We start from the raw sequence: 17684 nt of genomic DNA on the forward strand, positions 1-17684 counted from the left end.
ATGGAACACGCTATGCATCACTACCAAATCCTCTCGCGCCTGCTGCTGTATCCGGAGCCGGAGCTGATCGCCCACCTGCCGCAGCTCGATGCCGCGCTGGCGGCCGTGCCGGAACAGCACGCGCTGTTGCGGCCCTTGCTGGCGCACCTGGAAAGCAGCAGCCTGATCGACCTGCAGCAGCAGTACGTGGCCACGTTCGACCGCAACCCCTCGCACTCGCTGCATCTCTTCGAGCATATCCACGGCGAATCGCGCGACCGGGGTCAGGCCATGGTCGACCTGATGGAGGAATACAAGCGCCACGGCCTGCAAATGGTGGGCGACGACTTGCCCGACTTCGTGCCGCTGTTCCTGGAATTCCTGGCGCAGCTCGACGAGGCAGTCTCGGCGCCGCTGCTGGGCGACGCCGTCCACGTGCTGGCGCACATCGGCCGCAAGCTGACGGCCAACGGCAGCCCGTATGCGCCCGTCTTCACCGTGCTCGAACGCCTGAGCCCCGTGGCGGCGGAAATGCTGGCCGAACCGCCGGTGCGCGACATGGACGAAGCGCTGGAAACCTTTGGTCCCGGTGCGGACGGCGTCGAGCCGCTGCTGCGCCAAGGTCCAGGCCAGGTTCCGGGCGGCGTCCATCCCGTGCATTTTCACCCGCAGCCGCGGCGCGCTGCCTAAATGGCCTACTGCGCCCGCATGAGGAGAGTACATCATGAGTAATTATTTGCATCAATTTGTGTATGGCATTTATCCATACATCGCGCTGGCCATCTTTTTCCTGGGTAGCCTGATCCGTTTCGACCGCGAGCAATACACGTGGAAGTCCGATTCCAGCCAGCTGCTGCACCGCGGCAGCCTGCGCCTGGGCAATATCCTGTTCCACCTCGGCATCATCGGCCTGCTGTTCGGCCATGCGGCCGGCTTGCTCACCCCCGTCTGGGTGTGGGATACCCTGGGCGTGTCGCACAGCCTGAAGCAGGGCGTGGCCATGGCGGCCGGCGGCGTGATGGGCGGCCTGTGCCTGGTCGGCATCCTGATCCTGCTGGTGCGCCGCTTCGGCAATGCACGGCTGCGCGCCGTCACCACGGCCGGCGACAAGCTGGTGATGCTGTGGATTTTGCTGACCTTGCTGTTGGGCCTGTCGTCGATCTTTGTCTCCGCTTCGCACATGGATGGCCACATGATGGTCTTGCTGATGAACTGGGCGCAGCACATCGTGACCTTCCGCGGCGACGCCGCCAGCTTCATCGTCGACGCGCCGCTGGTGTTCAAGCTGCACCTGTTCATGGGCATGTCGCTGTTCGTCATCTTCCCGTTCACCCGCTTGGTGCACGTGTGGAGCGGCTTTGGCGCCATCGGATATCTGGGCCGTGCCTATCAATTAGTTCGCCGCCGCTAAAAAAACGCCATGAAAAATCTACTGCGCGTAGCGATTTGTGGCCTCCGATGCTCACTGTGCATCCGCACAGCTGCGCTTCTCAGCCGCAACTCATCTCCGCTCGCGACGATTTTTCAGGCTATTCATGGAAGGAAAGTAAGATGGGAATCTCCGTCAATGGCATCGATATCGACGATGCCGACATCGCGCAGGAACTGCCGCATCACGACGGTGCCGGCAATCCGTTGAAACAGGCCGTGCATGAACTGGTGCTGCGCCGGCTGCTGCTGGACGAAGCCGACCGCCTCGGCGTGCAGGGCGGCAGTATTGATGACCGCATCGAAGCGCTGTTCGCGCAGGAAGTGCGCGTGCCGCCCGCCGACGATGCGGCTTGCCGCACCTTTTATGCGCAGCGCCCGCAGCTGTTTTGCAGCGGGGCGCTGGTCGAGGCGCGCCACATCCTGTTCCAGGTGACGCCCGAGGCGCCTTTGGAACTGCTGCGCACGACGGCGCAGGCCGTGCTCGACGCCTTGAAACTGGCGCCCGAGCGCTTCGGCGAACTGGCGGCGCAGTATTCGAACTGCCCGTCCGGCGCCCTGGGGGGGAATCTGGGCCAGCTGTCGCCGGGCCAGAGCGTGCCGGAATTCGACGCGCTGCTGTTCCGCCTGGAAGAGGGCGCGCTGGCCGGCCATTTGCTGGAAACGCGCTTCGGCTACCACATCGTGCAAGTGCTGCGCCGGGTCGAAGGCCAGGCCATCGCCTACGAGGCGGTGCAGGCGCAGATCGCCGACCGCCTGTCGCGCGCCGCGTGGCAGCGCGCCGTGCACCAGTACTTGCACTTGCTGGTGGGGCGCGCCGAGATCGCCGGCATCGAGCTGGAAGGCACGGCCAGTCCGCTGGTTCAGTAGGTAGAAGTGCGTAGGCCGAAAGGCGTAGGCCGCTAGGCCTTCTGGGGCACAGCCAGATCGTGCCCCAGCCTTTACAATCACGAAAGAATCAGGAGTAGCGTCATGGGTAGCGTCAAGTTGCAGGACCGTTTTGGCCGTTCGATCGATTATGTGCGGCTGTCCGTCACCGACCGCTGCGACTTGCGCTGCAGTTATTGCATGCCCAAGGGCTTTCGCGGTTTCGAGGAGCCGAAGGACTGGCTGACGTTTGACGAGATCGAGCGCCTGATGGGCATCTTCGTGCGCCTCGGCACGCGCCGCGTGCGCCTGACGGGTGGCGAACCGCTGTTGCGGCGCAACCTGCCGGAACTGGCGCGCAAGCTGACGGCGCTGCCCGGTCTGCAGGACCTGTCGCTGTCGACCAACGCCACGCAACTGGGCAAGCACGCCGTGGCCTTGCGCGCGGCGGGCGTGGACCGCATCAACGTGAGCCTCGATTCGCTGGACCGCGCCTGCATGCAGCAGATCACAGGGCGCGACAGCCTGCAGCCGATTCTCGATGGCCTGATGGCGGGCAAGGCGGCCGGTTTCGACCCGATCAAGATCAATATGGTGGCCATGCGCGGCATCAATGACGGCCAGATCGAGGCCATGGCGGCGTTTTGCATCGAGCAGCAGTTCATTCTGCGCCTGATCGAAGCCATGCCGATGGGTAGTACGGGCCGCAATACCAGCTATATGCCGCTCGGTCCGGTGCGTGAGCGCCTGGCGGCCCGTTTTGGCCTGGTGCCGCAGGCGCAGGAATTGGGCGGCGGACCGGCGCGCTACATGGCGACAGCCGATGGCCGCTCGAGCATCGGTTTTATTACGCCCATGTCGCAGCATTTTTGCGCCAGTTGCAACCGCGTGCGCCTGTCCGTCGATGGTACCCTTTATTTGTGCCTGGGCCAGGAAGAGAAATTCGCCCTCGGCCCCATGCTGCGCGGCGGGGCCACGGATGCGGAGATTGAAGCGGCGATCCGCGCCGCCATCGAACTCAAGCCGCAGCAGCATGATTTCAATACGCAGCCAGACAAGATTATCCGTTTTATGGCCCAAACCGGAGGCTGAACGGGGCGGTGCCAAGTAAAGGGTGTATGAAATTTAAAGCGATGTTTTCCTCCTGGCAGAAGCTGTCGACCAAGATCGTCGGCGCGCTGCTGCTCATGCTGGTGCTGGCCCTGAGCGCCATCGGCTGCACCCTGTTTTTGTCGTGGCAGCTCGAAGGCAGTTCGGCCGCCATCAACGAGACGGGCCGGCTGCGCATGCAGACCTACCGCCTGACCCTGCTGCTTGCCAGCGACGCCCGCGAGCAGGCGCGCCAGCAAGTGCTGCTGATCGACGAGACCCTGGCCAAGATCGGCCACGGCGACCCGCAGCGTCCCCTGTTCCTGCCGCCCAGCACGGCCATCAAGTCCGAATTCGAACGCATCGGCACTGCCTGGCGCGGCGCCTTGCGCCCGGCCGCGCTGGCCGCCGATTCCACCGCGCGGGCGCGCCAGTTCGAGCATGACGCCGACACCTTCGTGGGACAGGTCGATCAACTGGTGCGCCTGATCGAGCACGATAGCGAACAGCGCACCTTCTGGCTGCGTGCTTCGCAACTGATCCTCGTCGGCATGGCCGTCATCGGCACGGTCAGCATGATTTACCTGATGTTCATGCTCATCATCGAGCCTGTCACGCGCCTGCGCCTGGGTATGCAGCGCATGAAGGAACGCGATTTCAGCGTGCGCCTGGCCGTCGAAAGCAATGACGAATTCGGCCAGCTGGCCAGTGGCTTCAACCAGATGGCCGACCGCCTGCAGGCGCTGTACGGCAACCTGGAAGAGGGCGTGCGCAGCAAGACGGCCACGCTCGAATACCGCAACCGCGAACTGGCCTTGCTGTACGAAAGCGCCGCCTTTTTGCAGCGCCCGCAGCCGCTGGAAGACATTTGCGGCGGCTTCATGCAGCGTATCGTCGATTATTTCGAGGCGGACGGCTCCACCGTGCGCGTGCTCGACGCCGAGCGCGGCAACCTGCACATGGTGGTGCATACGGGCCTGTCCGAAGAACTGGTGGCGTCCGAGCATTGCCTGAAGGTGGGCGACTGCCTGTGCGGCACGGCCGTCGAAATGAAAGTGGCGAAGGTGCACGACATGCGCCGCATCGACAAGGCGCACGAGCTGCGCTGCCACCGCGAAGGCTTTGCCACCGTCTCCGTCTTCCATATCCATGCGCACGAACAGCACCTGGGCTTCTTCAACCTGCATTTCCGCCATGCGCGCGTGTTTTCCGCGCGCGAACTGGCCTTGCTCGAAACCCTGGGCCAGCTGCTGGGCATCGCGCTGGAAAACCTGCGCCTGGCCGCGCGCGAACGCGAAATGGCCATTTCCGAAGAGCGCAATCTGGTGGCACAGGGCCTGCACGACAGCATCGCGCAAAGCCTCAATTTCCTCAACCTGCAAGTGCAGATGCTCGACGACTCCGTGCGCAACGCGCGTTTCGACGAGGTGGCGGGCATCGTGCCGGCCCTGCATGCGGGCGTGAAGGAAAGCTATGAAGACGTGCGCGAATTGCTGGCCAACTTCCGCAGCCGATTGATGGAGGATGATTTGATCGGCTCCCTGCGCGCGGCGGTGGACAAATTCCGCCGCCAGACGGGCATCGAGGCCGATCTGCTGGCTGACGTCGACGGCGCGCCATTCCCCCGCGAGCAGCAATTGCAGTTATTATTCATCGTGCAGGAAGCGCTGTCGAACATCCGCAAGCACGCCCAGGCCAGCCACGTCGAAGTGCGCCTCGCCGATCACCAGGATTTTACGCTGACGATCAGCGATAATGGCGTTGGCTTCGACGCCGCCGCCGTGCTGGAAAAGGGCGACAGCCATGTCGGCATCCATATCATGCGCGAGCGCGCGCAGCGCATTGAGGCCACGTTCGACGTGCATGCCTGCCAGGGCGGCGGCACCACGGTCGAACTGCATCTGTCGCGCGAGCAGCGCCGCGCCGCCTGAGTAACTACCTGAAAGTATAAAAAATGGAGACACCCGATAAACCGATCACCGTCATGCTGGTGGACGACCACGCGCTGTTCCGCAGCGGCATACGCTCGCTGCTGCAGCGGCATACGGATTTTTCCGTCGTGGGCGAGGCGGCCGATGGCGTGGAAGGCATCAAGCGCGCGATCCAGCTGCAACCCGACGTGGTGCTGCTGGACCTGAACATGGCCGGCATGTCCGGCGTGGAAGCGCTGCAGCTGATGCAGCACGACTGTCCTGAAACGGCCATCGTCATGCTGACCGTGTCGGAAGACGCGGAAGACCTGGCGACGGCCCTGCGCGCGGGCGCCTGCGGTTACCTGATCAAGAACATCGATGCCGACTACCTGGTGCGCGCCATCCGCCGCGCGGCTGCCGGCGAAGTGGTCATCGCCGAAGCCATGACGGGCAAGCTGGTGGCGCAGCTGCAGGCGGGCACGCGGCGCGAGGAACCCGTCTCGGAACTGGACAAGCTCACACCGCGCGAAAAGGAAATCATCGATTGCCTGTCGCGCGGCGAGAGCAACAAGGGCATTGCCCGCACTCTCGACCTGGCCGAAAGCACGGTCAAGATCCACGTGCAGAACGTGCTGAAAAAACTCAACCTCACCAGCCGCGTGCAGGCGGCCGTGTACGCGGTCGAGCACCGCCAGGGCAAGTAGCCCGCTAGCCGGGGTCTGACCCGCCGGGCCGGACCCCATGGCGATTATCTCTCTCTAGTCCTTTTTGCCGATGGCAGTCCTTGCGCTTTTAAAGTAGTATATTGAATATATCTTTAAAGGCGAGTCCATCATGGCCCTTACCCCCATCAGTGAAGCTACCCCTCCCGGCATGACAAAAGGCGCCGCGCCCTGGCAGGCCGGCCACGCCGTCTGGCAACTGGGTTTTCGCCCGTTCTACTTGCTGGCGGCCGTGTTCGCGGCCCTCGGCATTCCCCTGTGGCTGGCCAGCTATGCGGGCTGGCTGACGGGCGGCTTGCAAGTAGGCCTGGGCTGGCATATGCATGAAATGGTGTTCGGCTTCGCGCTGGCCGTCGTCGTGGGCTTTTTGTACACGGCAGGGCGCAACTGGACGGGCTTGCCCACGCCGCACGGCGTCCAGCTGATGGCGCTGGTGGGGCTGTGGCTGGCCGGGCGCGTGGCCATGCTGTGCGGTCCCGGCCTGCTGCCGGCGCTGGTCGACTGGTTGTTCCTGCCGCTGGCGGTCTGGCCTTTGTACCTGGTGCTGCGCCGCTCGGGTAACACGCGCAACCTGTTCCTCGTCGGTCTGCTGGCCCTGCTGGCGCTGGCCAATGGCCTGTTCCACGCGGCCGTGCTGGGCTGGTTGCCGCTGTCGCTGTTCCTGCCCGTGCAGGCGGCCATCTTCATCATCGTGCTGATCGAATCGGTGATCGGCGCACGGGTGATCCCCATGTTTACGCGTAATGGGGCACCGGGCAGTACACCCGTGGCCAGCCCGAAGCGCGCGCTGGCGGCCGTGGCCTGCATGGCGGCCGCCGCGATCGCGTGGCTGGCTGGTGCGCCGGCCTGGCTGACGGCGCCGCTGGCCCTCGTGGCAAGCGGCGTGTCGCTGGCCAACCTGCTGGCCTGGCAGCCGCAGCGCACCTTGCGCGTGCCGCTGCTGTGGATATTGCACCTGTCGTATGCGTGGATAGGCATCGGCTTCGCGCTGCTGGCGGCCGCCAGCCTGGGCCTGCTGCCGGCCAGCGCCGCCTTGCACGCGCTGACGGTGGGCTCGATGGCGGGCCTGATCATCGGCATGATGACGCGCACCACCCTGGGTCACACGGGACGTGCGCTCAAGGGCGGCAGGGCGGAGGCGGCGATGTACTGGCTGATCCAGCTGGGCGCGCTGGCGCGCCTGCTGGCCGCCGTCGGTCCCGCTACGCTGTCCATGCCGCTGCTGCTGGCGGCTGGCGTGTGCTGGTCGCTGGCCTTTGGCCTGTACGCATGCGTGTATGCGCCCTACCTGTGGCGCGCGCGGGTGGATGGCCGCGAAGGCTAGACCAGGGTCAGGAAGGGCGCCAGCTTATCAGTTCCCTGATTTCCGGCGCCCAGTAGGACAGCGATTCGCCCACGACGAAGAGCAGCAGGGCCAGCATGACGGCCTTCAGCAGCAAATCCCTGCACCAGATCATAGTGTTCCCCCAGTTTTCATGTTGACAGGTTTGTCATTGGCACGGGCGCCTGGCTGGCCGGCGTCTGTGCCGTGAAGGCGGCGGCGGCTTCGATGGCGTGCGCCAGCGCCTGTTCCAGTGCATCGAGCGCGGCGGCCGCATCGTCACCCGCGTGCAGCAGCTGTTCCGCATGCCGGGCCGCATGCAGGGTGGCGGGCAGGGCCAGGCTGCCGGCCACGCCGGCCAGCTTGTGCGCCAGCGCGGCCGCGTCGTCGCGTGCATCGGCCGCCAGCAGCGCGCGCATGGCGCCTACCGTGTTGCTGTAGGTGTCGCCAAAGCGCGACAGGTGCTGGCGGTAGGGCGCTTCATCGAGCCACTGCGCCAGACCTTGCGCCAGGTCGATCGCGGGCGCCGCGCCGCCCGGCGGCACGGGCATCGCGCCTTCGGCCACGACCGGCGGCAGGGCTGGCAAGCCTTGCGCATGGCGCCGGTGCACGCGCGCGACCAGGGCGATGGTCTGCGGCACGTCGAACGGTTTGCTGATGAAATGGTTGACGCCCGCTTCCAGTGCCGCCGTGCGCTGCGTCTGGAAGGCGCCGGCCGTGAGCGCCACCACGGGCAAATCATGAAACTGCGGCAACTGGCGCAGCGCGCGCGTCGCCTGCAAGCCATCCATGACGGGCATCTGCACGTCCATCAGCACGATGTCGACGTCGTCGGGGTGGGCCAGCAGCCAGTCCAGCGCCTGCCGGCCATCGCAGGCGAACGAGGGCAAGGCGCCCTGGTCGCACAGGATGTGCCTGACCACGTCGCGGTTGATCTCGCTGTCGTCGACCACCAGCACGCGCACGCCAGCCAGCTGGCGCTCTTCCAGCGGCACCAGACTGGCGTCCAGGCCGGCGGCCATGGCCCGCTGCTGGCGCGCCTCCATCGTCGCGTGGTACAGGCTCGTAGCGGTCACCGGTTCGTTGAGGATGGCATCGGCGGCATTGGCCGGGTCGGTACGGCGCCGCGCGGGTGACGTCGCCGGCGCGCCGCTGGCGGCCAGGATGACGACGGGGCAGTCCTGCGGCGGCAGGTATTCGCGCAGCGCGCGCGCCGCGGCTTCCCCTTCCATGTCGGGCAAGCGCGCGGCCAGCAACACCACGCCGGGGCGCGCGTCGTCGGCGCAGGCCAGCGCATAGTCGAGCGCCGCCTGGCCGCCGGACACGGCATGCACGTGCCAGCCCAGGCCGCGCGCCACGGCGGCCACCGCCTCGCGCGTGCCGGCGTTGCCATCGGCCAGCAAGACGCGCAGATCCTGCATGCCCTGGATGTTTGGCGAGGACGGGGCGCCAGCGGGCATCAGCTGCACCGGCACCGTAAAACTGAAGGCGCTGCCCTGGCCCAGGGCGCTTTGCAGGTGCAGGCTGCCGCCCATCAGGCGCACCAGCTGGCGGCAGATGGTCAGGCCCAGGCCCGTGCCGCCGAAGCGGCGCGTGGTCGAGCTGTCGGCCTGGGCGAAGGCGGAAAAGATCGCCTCCTGCACTTCCGTGGCGATGCCGATGCCTGTGTCGCGCACGCAAAAACGCAGCACGGCGGCGTCGCCGTCGCGACTGTCCAGCGTCGTCAGCAGCTCGACCGTGCCCTGCGGCGTGAATTTGATGGCATTGCTGCCCAGGTTGACCAGCACTTGCTCCAGCCGCAACGCGTCGCCGAGCACGTGGTCGATGCCGTTGGGCAGCGGTCCGATGCGCACCTCGACCGGTTTGTCGTGCGCGGCCACGCCCATGCTGGCGGCGATCTTCTCGATCACCTCGGCCAGGCGGAACGGCGCCTGTTCGATGGTCATGTGGCCCGCCTCGATTTTCGACACGTCCAGCACGTCGTTGATGATGCCCAGCAGGGACTGGCCGGCGGCGCGGATCTTGCGTGTCATCAGCAGTCCGTCCTCATCCAGGCGGCCCCTTTCCAGCAGCCAGGCCATGCCAAGGATGGCGTTCAGCGGCGAGCGGATTTCATGGCTCATGTTGGCGAGGAATTCCGCCTTGCTGCGGTTGGCCGCTTCGGCCCCGTCGCGCGCCAGCAGCATGGCCGCCTCGGCCTGCTTTTGCGCGGAAATATCCTGGGCAAAGATCAGGGTGGCCGGTCCATCCTTGAGCATCACGCGCGTGCTGGTCTTGAGGATGGGCACGGGCCGTCCCTGCTTGTCCACGCCGACGGCTTCAAACATCTGTTCGCTGGCCGAATCGGCCTCGATCAGCGCTTCGTTGCTTGCCAGCGCCACTTGCGAGGCGGCCGTGAGCATGCTGCGCCAGGCCAGGCCGCTCAGGTCATCCTCGGGGGCATAGCCATGCAGGTGGCGGTAGCGCGGATTGGAATACACGAAGCGTCCATGGCGCAGGATGGCGATCGCCACGGGCGCATCTTCGATCAGAGTGCGAAAGCGCGTTTCACTGTCGGACACGGCTTGCATGGCCTGGCGCTCCCTTTCCTGTTCCACCTGCCAGGCGGCTTGCTGCCGGCGCCGCCGCTGGCTCCAGAACAGCAGGCTGGCGCCGGCCAGCGCCAGCATGGCAAAGCCGAGGATGTAGCTCAGCGCCTGCCGCCGCAGCGGGGCGGCGATGGCCGCTTCTTCGCGGCTCAGGCCGATGATCAGGGCGCGGTCCATGCGCAGCGCGGCGGGCGCGATGGTCGCCATCGCCATGACGCGGGGGGAGGCGGCGCCGCCGGCGCCGGCAATCTCGACGCCGCTCAGCACGCCCGCCTGAAAGCCGCTGTCGCGGAAGCGCCGCAGGAAGCTGCCGGGCAGGTCCACATTGCCGCCATTCGCGCTCCTGGCCGGATAGTTGAGGAATTGCCGGCCGTCGCCATGCACGACGACGGCCCAGACATCGGCCGCATACATGGCGGTGCGGAACTTGGCCGTGAAGTATTCGGGGTCGAAGGTGGCCACCACGACGCCGGCAAAACGGCCTTGCCGGTCCTGCACCATGCGCGCCGCCGTGATGACCAGGTCGCGCTTGAAGGACAGGAAAGGCGCCGAGATGTACAGCATGCGCGCATCGGGCGCGTCGCGCGCCGTCTGGAAGTAGCCGCGGCGCGAAAAGTCCTGGCCGGCCAGTTCCGGGATGTTGGTGGCGACCGGCTTGCCATTCGCGTCGATGACCAGCATGGTGCGCACGCCCGGCATGGCGTCGACCAGCGCGGCCAGGCGCCGGGGCAGGGCTAGCCCGGCGTCGGGGGCGGCACCGGCGCCAAGGTAGTCGCGGATCACGCCGTCGAGCACGAGGTTGGTCGCCGCCAGGTCGACTTCGATGTTTTTTGCCAGCAGCGCCGTCAGCACGCTGAGCCGCTCGCGTTCGGCCGCGTCATGCCGCGAGACCTCAGACAGGTGCGCGTAGGCGAGGGCGGCGGCCATGATCAGCAGCCCGAGGAGAAAAAACAGCCATTCGATCAATCGTCTGCGCACTGCCGCCGCATCTGTGTGGTGGTTCATGTGGCGATGCTATACCCGATATGCACGGAGAACAACTTTTGCCACGACTATGCAGTTGATAGTGTGGTCAATTTGCCGCCCAGCGGCAGGTGCAGGCGGAAGACGGCGCCGCAGCCCGGCGCGGAGGTCACGCCGATGCGCCCGCCCATCAGGGTGACGAGCTGGCGGGCGATGGCCAGGCCCATGCCGGCGCCGCCATGGGCGCGGCTCGGCGAGTCGTCGGCCTGCGAGAATTTGTCGAAGATGTCGTCCTGCCGCGCCAGCGCGATGCCGATGCCCGTATCGCGCACCTCGATTTGCAGCTCGGCGCCGCTGTGCATGACGTGCACGTCGATCCGTCCCGCAGCCGTGTAGCGGATGGCGTTGTCGAGCAGAATATCGAGCACGCGCACCAGGCGGACGCGGTCGCAATCGATGCTGGGCGGCGTGGCGGGCGCGATTTGCGCGGCCAGCTGCAAGCCCTTGTGCGCCGCGCGCGGCCGGTGCGGCGCCAGCGCCAGTTCCAGCAGCTGGTCCAATGGCGCGGTGCTTGACGCCAGCCGCACCTGGTCGTGCTCGAGCGCGCTCAATTCCATCGCCGCCTCGACCATGGACAGCAACTGGCGGCCGCTGTCCTGTATCGCCTGCGCGTAGGCGGCCTGTTCCGGCTCGCGCAACTGTTCCTGCAGCAGCTCGGAGAAACCGAGGATGCCGTTGAGGGGCGTGCGCAATTCATGCGACATGTTCGACAGGAAGCGCGACTTGGCCTCGCTGGCGGCGATGGCCCTGGCGCGGCTGTCGACCAGGCGGCCGATCAGCAGCACCAGCGCGGCCCACGACAGCACGATCAGCGCGCTCGTGATGGCCGCCATCAGCAAGGCCTGGTCGCGGCGCGAAACGTAGTCGGCCAATATGGTGTCGCGGTCCAGGCCGACCAGCACGTAGAGCGGGTAGCCGGCCAGTTTTTCGAACGCATACAGGCGCAGCGTGCCATCGACGGGACTGCGCTCGGTGAAACTGCCGCGCGCGCCGCCACGCATCAGGGCAAATACCTTGCTGTCGCCGACATCCTGGCCGATGGTGTTGACGGCGCCGACCCGGCGCGCGCGCACCACGCCGTCGCTGCCGACGAGCGCGATGGAGCTGTTCTCGCCCAGGTCGACCTCATCGTACAGGCGCGTAAAGTAATACGGATCCATCGAGACCACCACGACGCCCTTGAAACGGCCATCGGCGTGGTTGATGCGGCGCGTCATCTGGAGCGACCATTTTTTCGACACGCGGCCCAGCACCGGCTTGCTGATATACAGTTCGCCGCTGTCGCGCTGCATGTGTACCCGGATGTGCTCGCGGTCGGCCAGATTGGTCGGCTGGAAGGGGCGGCTCGACAGCACCGTGTCGCCGTGTTCGTCGATGATGCTGAACAGGTTGTACAGGGGGCCTGGATTGAGGCCTTGCCGCAGGTCCGCCACGATGTCGAGGCGGTTGCCCAGCGCTTGGTAGCGGCTGCGCAGGTAGGTGGCCGCCTGGTCCGCCGCCTCGATCGTGCGGATTGCGTGCTCGTCGAAGACGCGCGCCATGCTGCGCGCATCGCGCCCGGCGCCGGCGATGGCGGCGACATAGGCGTGCCGCAGTTGCAGCACGGTGATGTTCCACAGCCCCGCCAGCAGGATGGCCATGAAGAGCGACAGCAGGGTGCGCGCATCCCAGCGCTCCCAGGCCACGGCCTTGCCATCTGTGTGCTGCCGCATGCCGCCTCCGCAAGGTTTGCCAGCTCTGTCGTTGCGCGCGAATGTCCGGCGTCACCGGCGCGTGATGTATTAATATTTATCAATTATAGCGAATATAATTAATTTTATCGAATAAAATGATTTTTATGTGGGAAGTGTTGTATCGGACGCCGGCCCGGGCGGCTGGCGTGTCAGCCAGCGCTCGACCATGTCGCGCAGCTGGGCGGCCGTGAAGGGTTTGGACAGGTAATCGTCCATGCCGGCCGCCACGCAGCGCTGGCGGTCGTCGTCGGTGACGCCGGCCGTGAGGGCGATGACGGGCAGGCGCGGCGCGCCGCTGGCCGCTTCGCGCGCGCGCAGGGCTTCACACGCCTGGTAGCCGTCCATGACGGGCATCATGCAATCCATCAGGACCAGGTCGTATGGCTGCGCGGCCAGCGCCTGCAAGCCCAGCGCGCCGTTCTCCGCCGTGTCGATGCTGTAGCCGCGGCCACTCAGCTGCAGGCACACGAGCTGGCGGTTCAGCGCCGTATCCTCGACCAGCAGGATGCGCGCGCCCGGCGCCGATGCGGGTGCGGGCGCGCAGGTGGATTCGGAGGCGGATGGCGGTGCCGTCCCGGGTTCCGGCGCCTGGGCCGCCATGCTGGGGATGCGCACGGTGAAGCGGGAGCCGGCGCCGGGCGCGCTGCTGCAGGCGATCTCGCCGCCCATCAGCGTCACCAGGTGCTTGCAGATGGCCAGGCCCAGCCCCGTGCCGCCGTAGGCGCCGCTGATGCTGTCGTCGGCCTGGCAAAACGGCTCGAAGATGCGGCTCAGCTGTTGTTCGCTCATGCCGATGCCCTGGTCGCTGACCATGGCGACGAGGCAGGCGCCGTCCTGCGCGGCAGGCTCCAGGTGCAGGCGCACGGTCACCTTGCCTGACGGCGTAAATTTGATGGCATTGCTGAGCAGGTTGCCGAGGATTTGCGCGAGGCGCGTGCGGTCCGAGCAGATGTGCCGTGGCACGCCGGGGTCGACCTCGGCCGCCAGTTGCAAGCCTTTCCGGTCCGCCGGCGCGCGGTGCAGCGCCAGCAGATCGTCGAGCAGCAGGCGCGGGTCGAAGTCGCGCAGTTCGATGCCCATCTGGCCTGCCTCGACCTTGGACAGGTCGAGGATGTCGTTCAGGATGCGCATCAGGTGCTGCACGCCATCGCCGATGCGCTGCGCGTGTTGCTGCTGCGCCGCATCGAGCGCGCTGTCCTGCAGCAGTTCGGCCATGCCGGCGATACCGGCCATCGGCGTGCGGATTTCGTGGCTCATCACGGCCAGGAAGCGCGACTTGGCCGCATTTGCCGCCTCCGCGCGCACCTGCAGCGCCAGCGCCATGGCCGCGTCGCGCTCCTGGCGCCGCAGCAGGGTCATGATCAGCGCGATGGCCGCGGCCAGCACGAGCAGGCTGACCACGGCCGCGCCGCCCATGGTGCGCAGCATGCGCCGCCAGCCCGCCAGGTAGACGTCGTCCGTCACGGTCACGTTGATGGCCAGCGGATAGTCGCGCACCAGCCGGATGCCGGCCAGGCGGTCGACCGCGCGGCCCTGCTCGGCCGCGCGCGGCGAGTCCACCTGCAGCACGCCATCAGTCTTGCCCTGTTCCAGCAGGCGGTAGGTACTGCCGGTCAGGTTGCGCTGGCCCATCATGGCGGGCACGGCCGGCCAGCGGGCCAGCAGCGTGTAGTCGCTGCGGTACAGGGAAAAGGCCGTGTGTTCGCCGATGCTGGTGCTCTGGAAGAATTTGCTGAAGAAGTCGCACGACAGGCCGACCAGCACCACGCCCAGGAAGCGGCCGTCCGGCGCGCTGATACGCCGGCTGATATAGAAGGTCCAGGCGCCATTGCCCTTGTTTTGCACGGGCGCGCTGACATGCATGCCGCCGTCCGGGTGGCGCCGGTGATAGTCGAAGTAGTCGCGCTCGTCGAGACGGATGGGCGGCGCGGGATAGGCGCGGCTGAAGGCCAGCACCGCGCCGTCGCTGCCGACGATGGACACCACGTCCACTTGCGGCACGCCGCCGATCTTGTGCAGCAGCATCTGGTGCGTGGCCGCAGTGCCGACGGCGGCGGCCAGCGCGTGCGCGTCCGCAGGCGCGCCGGCATTGATGTCGTTGCTGACGCTGTCGAGCACCAGGCTGGCCGCCGTCATGCTCTGCGCCGTGTTTTCGGCCAGCAGCAGCGACAGGTTGGACAGATCCTGTTTCCAGTCATCGACGGCTTCGCGGTGCAGCAGCACGCCGGAGACGACGATGCGCAGCGCCAGCAGGCCCACCAGCACCAGGCCCACGACGGCCGCCGTGGTGCGCGGCCGATAGCGGTGTACCAGGCGCAAGGCGGCCTGGCGCGCGTTCATGCCTGCGCGCCCGTGTAGTCAAGCATGCTGCGGCGTACCTCCTGCTCCACGGCGCCAACCAGCACCGCCGTTTCGGCCAGCCAGCCCGATGCCGCCACACCCTGGTGGCGTACCAGCTGCTCGAGTTCCGCCAGGCGCGCCACCAGGACGCTGGCGCCCAGCAGGGCGACGGTGCCGCGCAAGGTATGGCAGCTGTGTACGATGGCTTGCGCCGCGCCGCCGCGCACGGCTTGCTCGACGCGCGCAAACATGGCCGGCGACGTGTCGAGGTAAGTCTGCGACAGGGCGCGGAACATCTCCAGGTCGTGGCCGGTGGCGTGGAACAGCACGGCAGGATCGATGTGGCGATAGGCTGGCATGGCGGCTCCGTGGCGAGGGAATGCGGTGGCGGACTAAGCGGCCAGGCTGTTGCGCCGCGCGTGGCCGGCGCAGCAGGCGCGCAGATAGCCGCGCAGTTCGTCGTAATTGACGGGCTTGGCAAAGAACACCACGCCGGGCGGCACGCCGCCCCGTTCTTCCAGTTCCTCCGGCGTCAGGCTCGACAGCATGGCGATATGCATGTCCGCCAGCAGCGGGTCGGCCAGGATGGTGCGGATTACCTCGTAGCCATCGATGCCTTCCATGATGATGTCGGCCAGCAGGATGTCGGGCTGGTCGCGGGCGATTTCCATCAGCGCCTGGTAGCCATTCTCGCAAAAGCGCAAGCTTGCCTGCAAGCCCCATGAACCGATCTGCTTTTCATACAGCGCGCGCTCGATCGGATTGTCTTCGATCACGAGGATGGACGGTGGGCGGCCCGATGGGGCGGGGCGGCTGGCGCGTGCCGCGCGCTGGTCCTGGCCCGGCTGGCCGGGATTGCCCTTGTAGGCCTCGACGGCCGCGAGGGGAATGCGCCGGTGGCCGCCCTTGGTCTTCCAGGCTTCGATAACGCCTGCCTCGACCAGTTGCTGCACCGATGTGACCGAGATGCCGAGGATTTCGGCGGCCTTTTGGGTAGTGCAAACGTCTGCAGTATGCATGATGGGCTTTATGGTCGCGGATGAAGTTGTAGGGAATGATACGCAATCGCGCATAAAAAATCAATTTCAACGAATTAGATGAATTCACTAAAAACCTGGACGGCGGGCCGGACTCGCGTGCGCGTGCGGCTGGGGGCGAGACGGGTGTGCGGTTCGAGGATATCGCGCCATTCGCTCCACTCGGCGTTGCTGTGGCGTAGCAGGGTTTCCATGTGCTCCTCACCCAGGCCCAGTACCCGCGCGGCAGCCAGGGCCGGGCCGCGCGAACCGGCGCCATTGCGCAGTATCAGGTCAGCGAAGCTGCTGGCCAGCTTCAGCAGCCAGGCCAGGTCCGTCATGCGCCCGGCGCGCCCGAAACCGGGCGGCGCGGCATGGCAGCGCACGGCGTCGCACAGGATGTCCGGCATGCCCCAGTCCCGCATGAGGATGGCCGACAGCGCCAGCCGGTGGTGGCCGAAGCGCCGCGACTCCTCGCACAGCAGCCGGGCCGTGGCGGCGTTGCCGTGCTGGCCCAGCAATTCACCATATTCCTGCGGATGCAGCATGGCCAGGGCCAGCTGGCCGCAGTTGGCCAGCAAGCCGCAACTGTACAGCGCATCGGCCGGCGCCAGCTGCAGCGCGTCGCCCGCCACGCGGGCGGCGCACGCCATCGCCAGCGCGTGCGACCAGTAGTGCTGCGCGTCGAAGTGCGCGCACGTGTCCGCCGGCGGGGCCGGGGTGGTGAACGCCTGGTGCAGGGCGGGCAGGCCGATGGCCGCCAGCATCGCGGCGCTGACGGCCGCATGCCTGCGCCCGCCCGCTGGCACGCCGGCATTCGCCAGACCGATGACCTTGCCGCTCAGGGCCGGATCGCAGCCCAGTTGTTCTGCCAGCTCATCGAGCGGCACTTGCTGCTGGCACAAGGTCGCCAGCCAGTGGCGCCGTCCGGCGGGCGAAGGCAGGATGGCGCCGCCGAGCAGGCGCGCCAGGTCGATGTGGGCGCTCATGGCCGGCTCCCTACGCCGCTGCAGTCATCGGCCTGCGCCGCGCCCGCCGTTTGCAGGGCCGTGACGGCTTGCGACAGCGCATCGAGCGCCATCAGCAGTTCCGCATGCAGTCGGTGCAGTGCGCCGATATCGTTGGCAAAGCCTGCATGCACGGCCTGGCGCGCCAGCGCCTGCAAGGGGAGCAGGCCCATGGACTGGCTGCCATCGAGAATTTCCTGCGCCAGCACTCTTGCCGGGGCGGTCCGCTCGCAGCGCAGCGCATGGGCGATGCCGGCGAGGCGGTCGCGCGTCTCGGCCACGAACAGGGCCAGAATCTCGCCCTGCAGGCGCCGGTCGTAGCCGAACATGGCGTCCAGGCGGGGTGCGTCGAACGGCGGCGTGTCCGGTGCCCTGGGGGCTGGCGGCGGTGCGCTGCCAGCCGCCTTCGCCTGCGGGGAGGCCTTGCGCATTTGCAGCAGCGCATGCAGATCGGACGGCGCGCCGCTGGCGGCCGGTGCGCGGCCGGCCTGGCGCCAGCGCTTGCGGCGCCAGAGCAGGGCGGCCAGCAGCAACAGCAAGCCTGCCAGCGCCAGCGCCGGGCGCATCAGCGACAGGTCTTCGCAGCGCAGGAAGGGGTGGATCGAGAGAAAGGCGTTCATGGCAGTGCTCCAGTACGGGCTATGCGGGTGATCCTGCG

At 67.0% G+C, this 17684-nt stretch carries 15 protein-coding genes; 7 read left to right on the forward strand and 8 right to left on the reverse strand.

What is annotated here, in order from left to right; genetic code table 11:
- The 7 genes from narJ (at nucleotide 1) to KO539_RS09615 (ending at nucleotide 7322) form a co-directional block, all read left to right on the forward strand.
- Nucleotides 1–669: a nitrate reductase molybdenum cofactor assembly chaperone gene (narJ, locus tag KO539_RS09585; RefSeq protein WP_235211653.1), complete on the forward strand. Its 669-nt coding sequence runs from the start codon at nucleotides 1–3 to the stop codon at nucleotides 667–669.
- A 34-nt stretch (nucleotides 670–703) separates the two neighbouring features.
- On the forward strand, nucleotides 704–1390 hold the full coding sequence (narI, locus tag KO539_RS09590; protein ID WP_219308835.1) for a respiratory nitrate reductase subunit gamma: 687 nt from the start codon (nucleotides 704–706) through the stop codon (nucleotides 1388–1390).
- A 140-nt stretch (nucleotides 1391–1530) separates the two neighbouring features.
- A complete protein-coding gene (locus tag KO539_RS09595) occupies nucleotides 1531–2277 on the forward strand; it encodes a peptidylprolyl isomerase (protein WP_219308836.1) in 747 nt (248 codons plus the stop codon).
- 102 nt (nucleotides 2278–2379) lie between these two features.
- Nucleotides 2380–3366, forward strand: coding sequence for a GTP 3',8-cyclase MoaA (gene moaA / locus KO539_RS09600; protein ID WP_219308837.1), 987 nt, complete (start codon nucleotides 2380–2382; stop codon nucleotides 3364–3366).
- 26 nt (nucleotides 3367–3392) lie between these two features.
- Nucleotides 3393–5294 (forward strand): type IV pili methyl-accepting chemotaxis transducer N-terminal domain-containing protein, encoded by a 1902-nt coding sequence (locus KO539_RS09605; RefSeq protein ID WP_219308838.1) that lies wholly within the window; start codon nucleotides 3393–3395, stop codon nucleotides 5292–5294.
- 23 nt (nucleotides 5295–5317) lie between these two features.
- Complete coding sequence (locus KO539_RS09610) at nucleotides 5318–5980, forward strand: response regulator (protein WP_219308840.1); 663 nt, start codon at nucleotides 5318–5320, stop codon at nucleotides 5978–5980.
- Nucleotides 5981–6110: 130 nt separating this feature from the next.
- Nucleotides 6111–7322, forward strand: coding sequence for an NnrS family protein (locus KO539_RS09615; RefSeq protein ID WP_219308842.1), 1212 nt, complete (start codon nucleotides 6111–6113; stop codon nucleotides 7320–7322).
- Between the two features lie 7 nt (nucleotides 7323–7329).
- Here KO539_RS09615 and KO539_RS30145 read toward each other — a convergent pair whose 3' ends face one another.
- The 8 genes from KO539_RS30145 to KO539_RS09650 form a co-directional block, all read right to left on the reverse strand.
- Nucleotides 7330–7455: a hypothetical protein gene (locus KO539_RS30145; protein WP_257626215.1), complete on the reverse strand. Its 126-nt coding sequence runs from the start codon at nucleotides 7453–7455 to the stop codon at nucleotides 7330–7332.
- A 16-nt stretch (nucleotides 7456–7471) separates the two neighbouring features.
- Nucleotides 7472–10912 carry a response regulator gene (locus KO539_RS09620; protein WP_219308844.1) on the reverse strand — a complete coding sequence of 1147 codons (3441 nt, stop codon included), beginning with the start codon at nucleotides 10910–10912 and terminating at the stop codon, nucleotides 7472–7474.
- A gap of 47 nt (nucleotides 10913–10959) precedes the next feature.
- Nucleotides 10960–12642 (reverse strand): ATP-binding protein, encoded by a 1683-nt coding sequence (locus KO539_RS09625; protein ID WP_257626216.1) that lies wholly within the window; start codon nucleotides 12640–12642, stop codon nucleotides 10960–10962.
- 123 nt (nucleotides 12643–12765) lie between these two features.
- Nucleotides 12766–15003, reverse strand: a complete 2238-nt coding sequence (locus tag KO539_RS09630; RefSeq protein ID WP_219308846.1) for a hybrid sensor histidine kinase/response regulator — start codon at nucleotides 15001–15003, stop codon at nucleotides 12766–12768.
- A complete protein-coding gene (locus KO539_RS30570) occupies nucleotides 15000–15362 on the reverse strand; it encodes an Hpt domain-containing protein (RefSeq protein WP_219308848.1) in 363 nt (120 codons plus the stop codon). Before KO539_RS30570 ends, KO539_RS09630 begins: the two co-directional genes overlap by 4 nt.
- Nucleotides 15363–15395: 33 nt before the next feature.
- Nucleotides 15396–16022: a response regulator gene (locus KO539_RS09640; protein ID WP_219308849.1), complete on the reverse strand. Its 627-nt coding sequence runs from the start codon at nucleotides 16020–16022 to the stop codon at nucleotides 15396–15398.
- Between the two features lie 74 nt (nucleotides 16023–16096).
- Entirely contained in the window at nucleotides 16097–17008 is a 912-nt protein-coding gene (locus KO539_RS09645) for an HDOD domain-containing protein (protein WP_219308851.1), read from the reverse strand.
- Nucleotides 17005–17646, reverse strand: coding sequence for a hypothetical protein (locus KO539_RS09650; protein ID WP_219308853.1), 642 nt, complete (start codon nucleotides 17644–17646; stop codon nucleotides 17005–17007). The genes KO539_RS09645 and KO539_RS09650 overlap by 4 nt, the downstream gene beginning before the upstream one ends.
- Between the last annotated feature and the right edge of the window lie 38 nt (nucleotides 17647–17684).

It is taken from the genome of Janthinobacterium sp. NKUCC06_STL (assembly GCF_019345455.1).
In the GTDB taxonomy this organism is placed as follows: domain Bacteria; phylum Pseudomonadota; class Gammaproteobacteria; order Burkholderiales; family Burkholderiaceae_D; genus Janthinobacterium; species Janthinobacterium rivuli.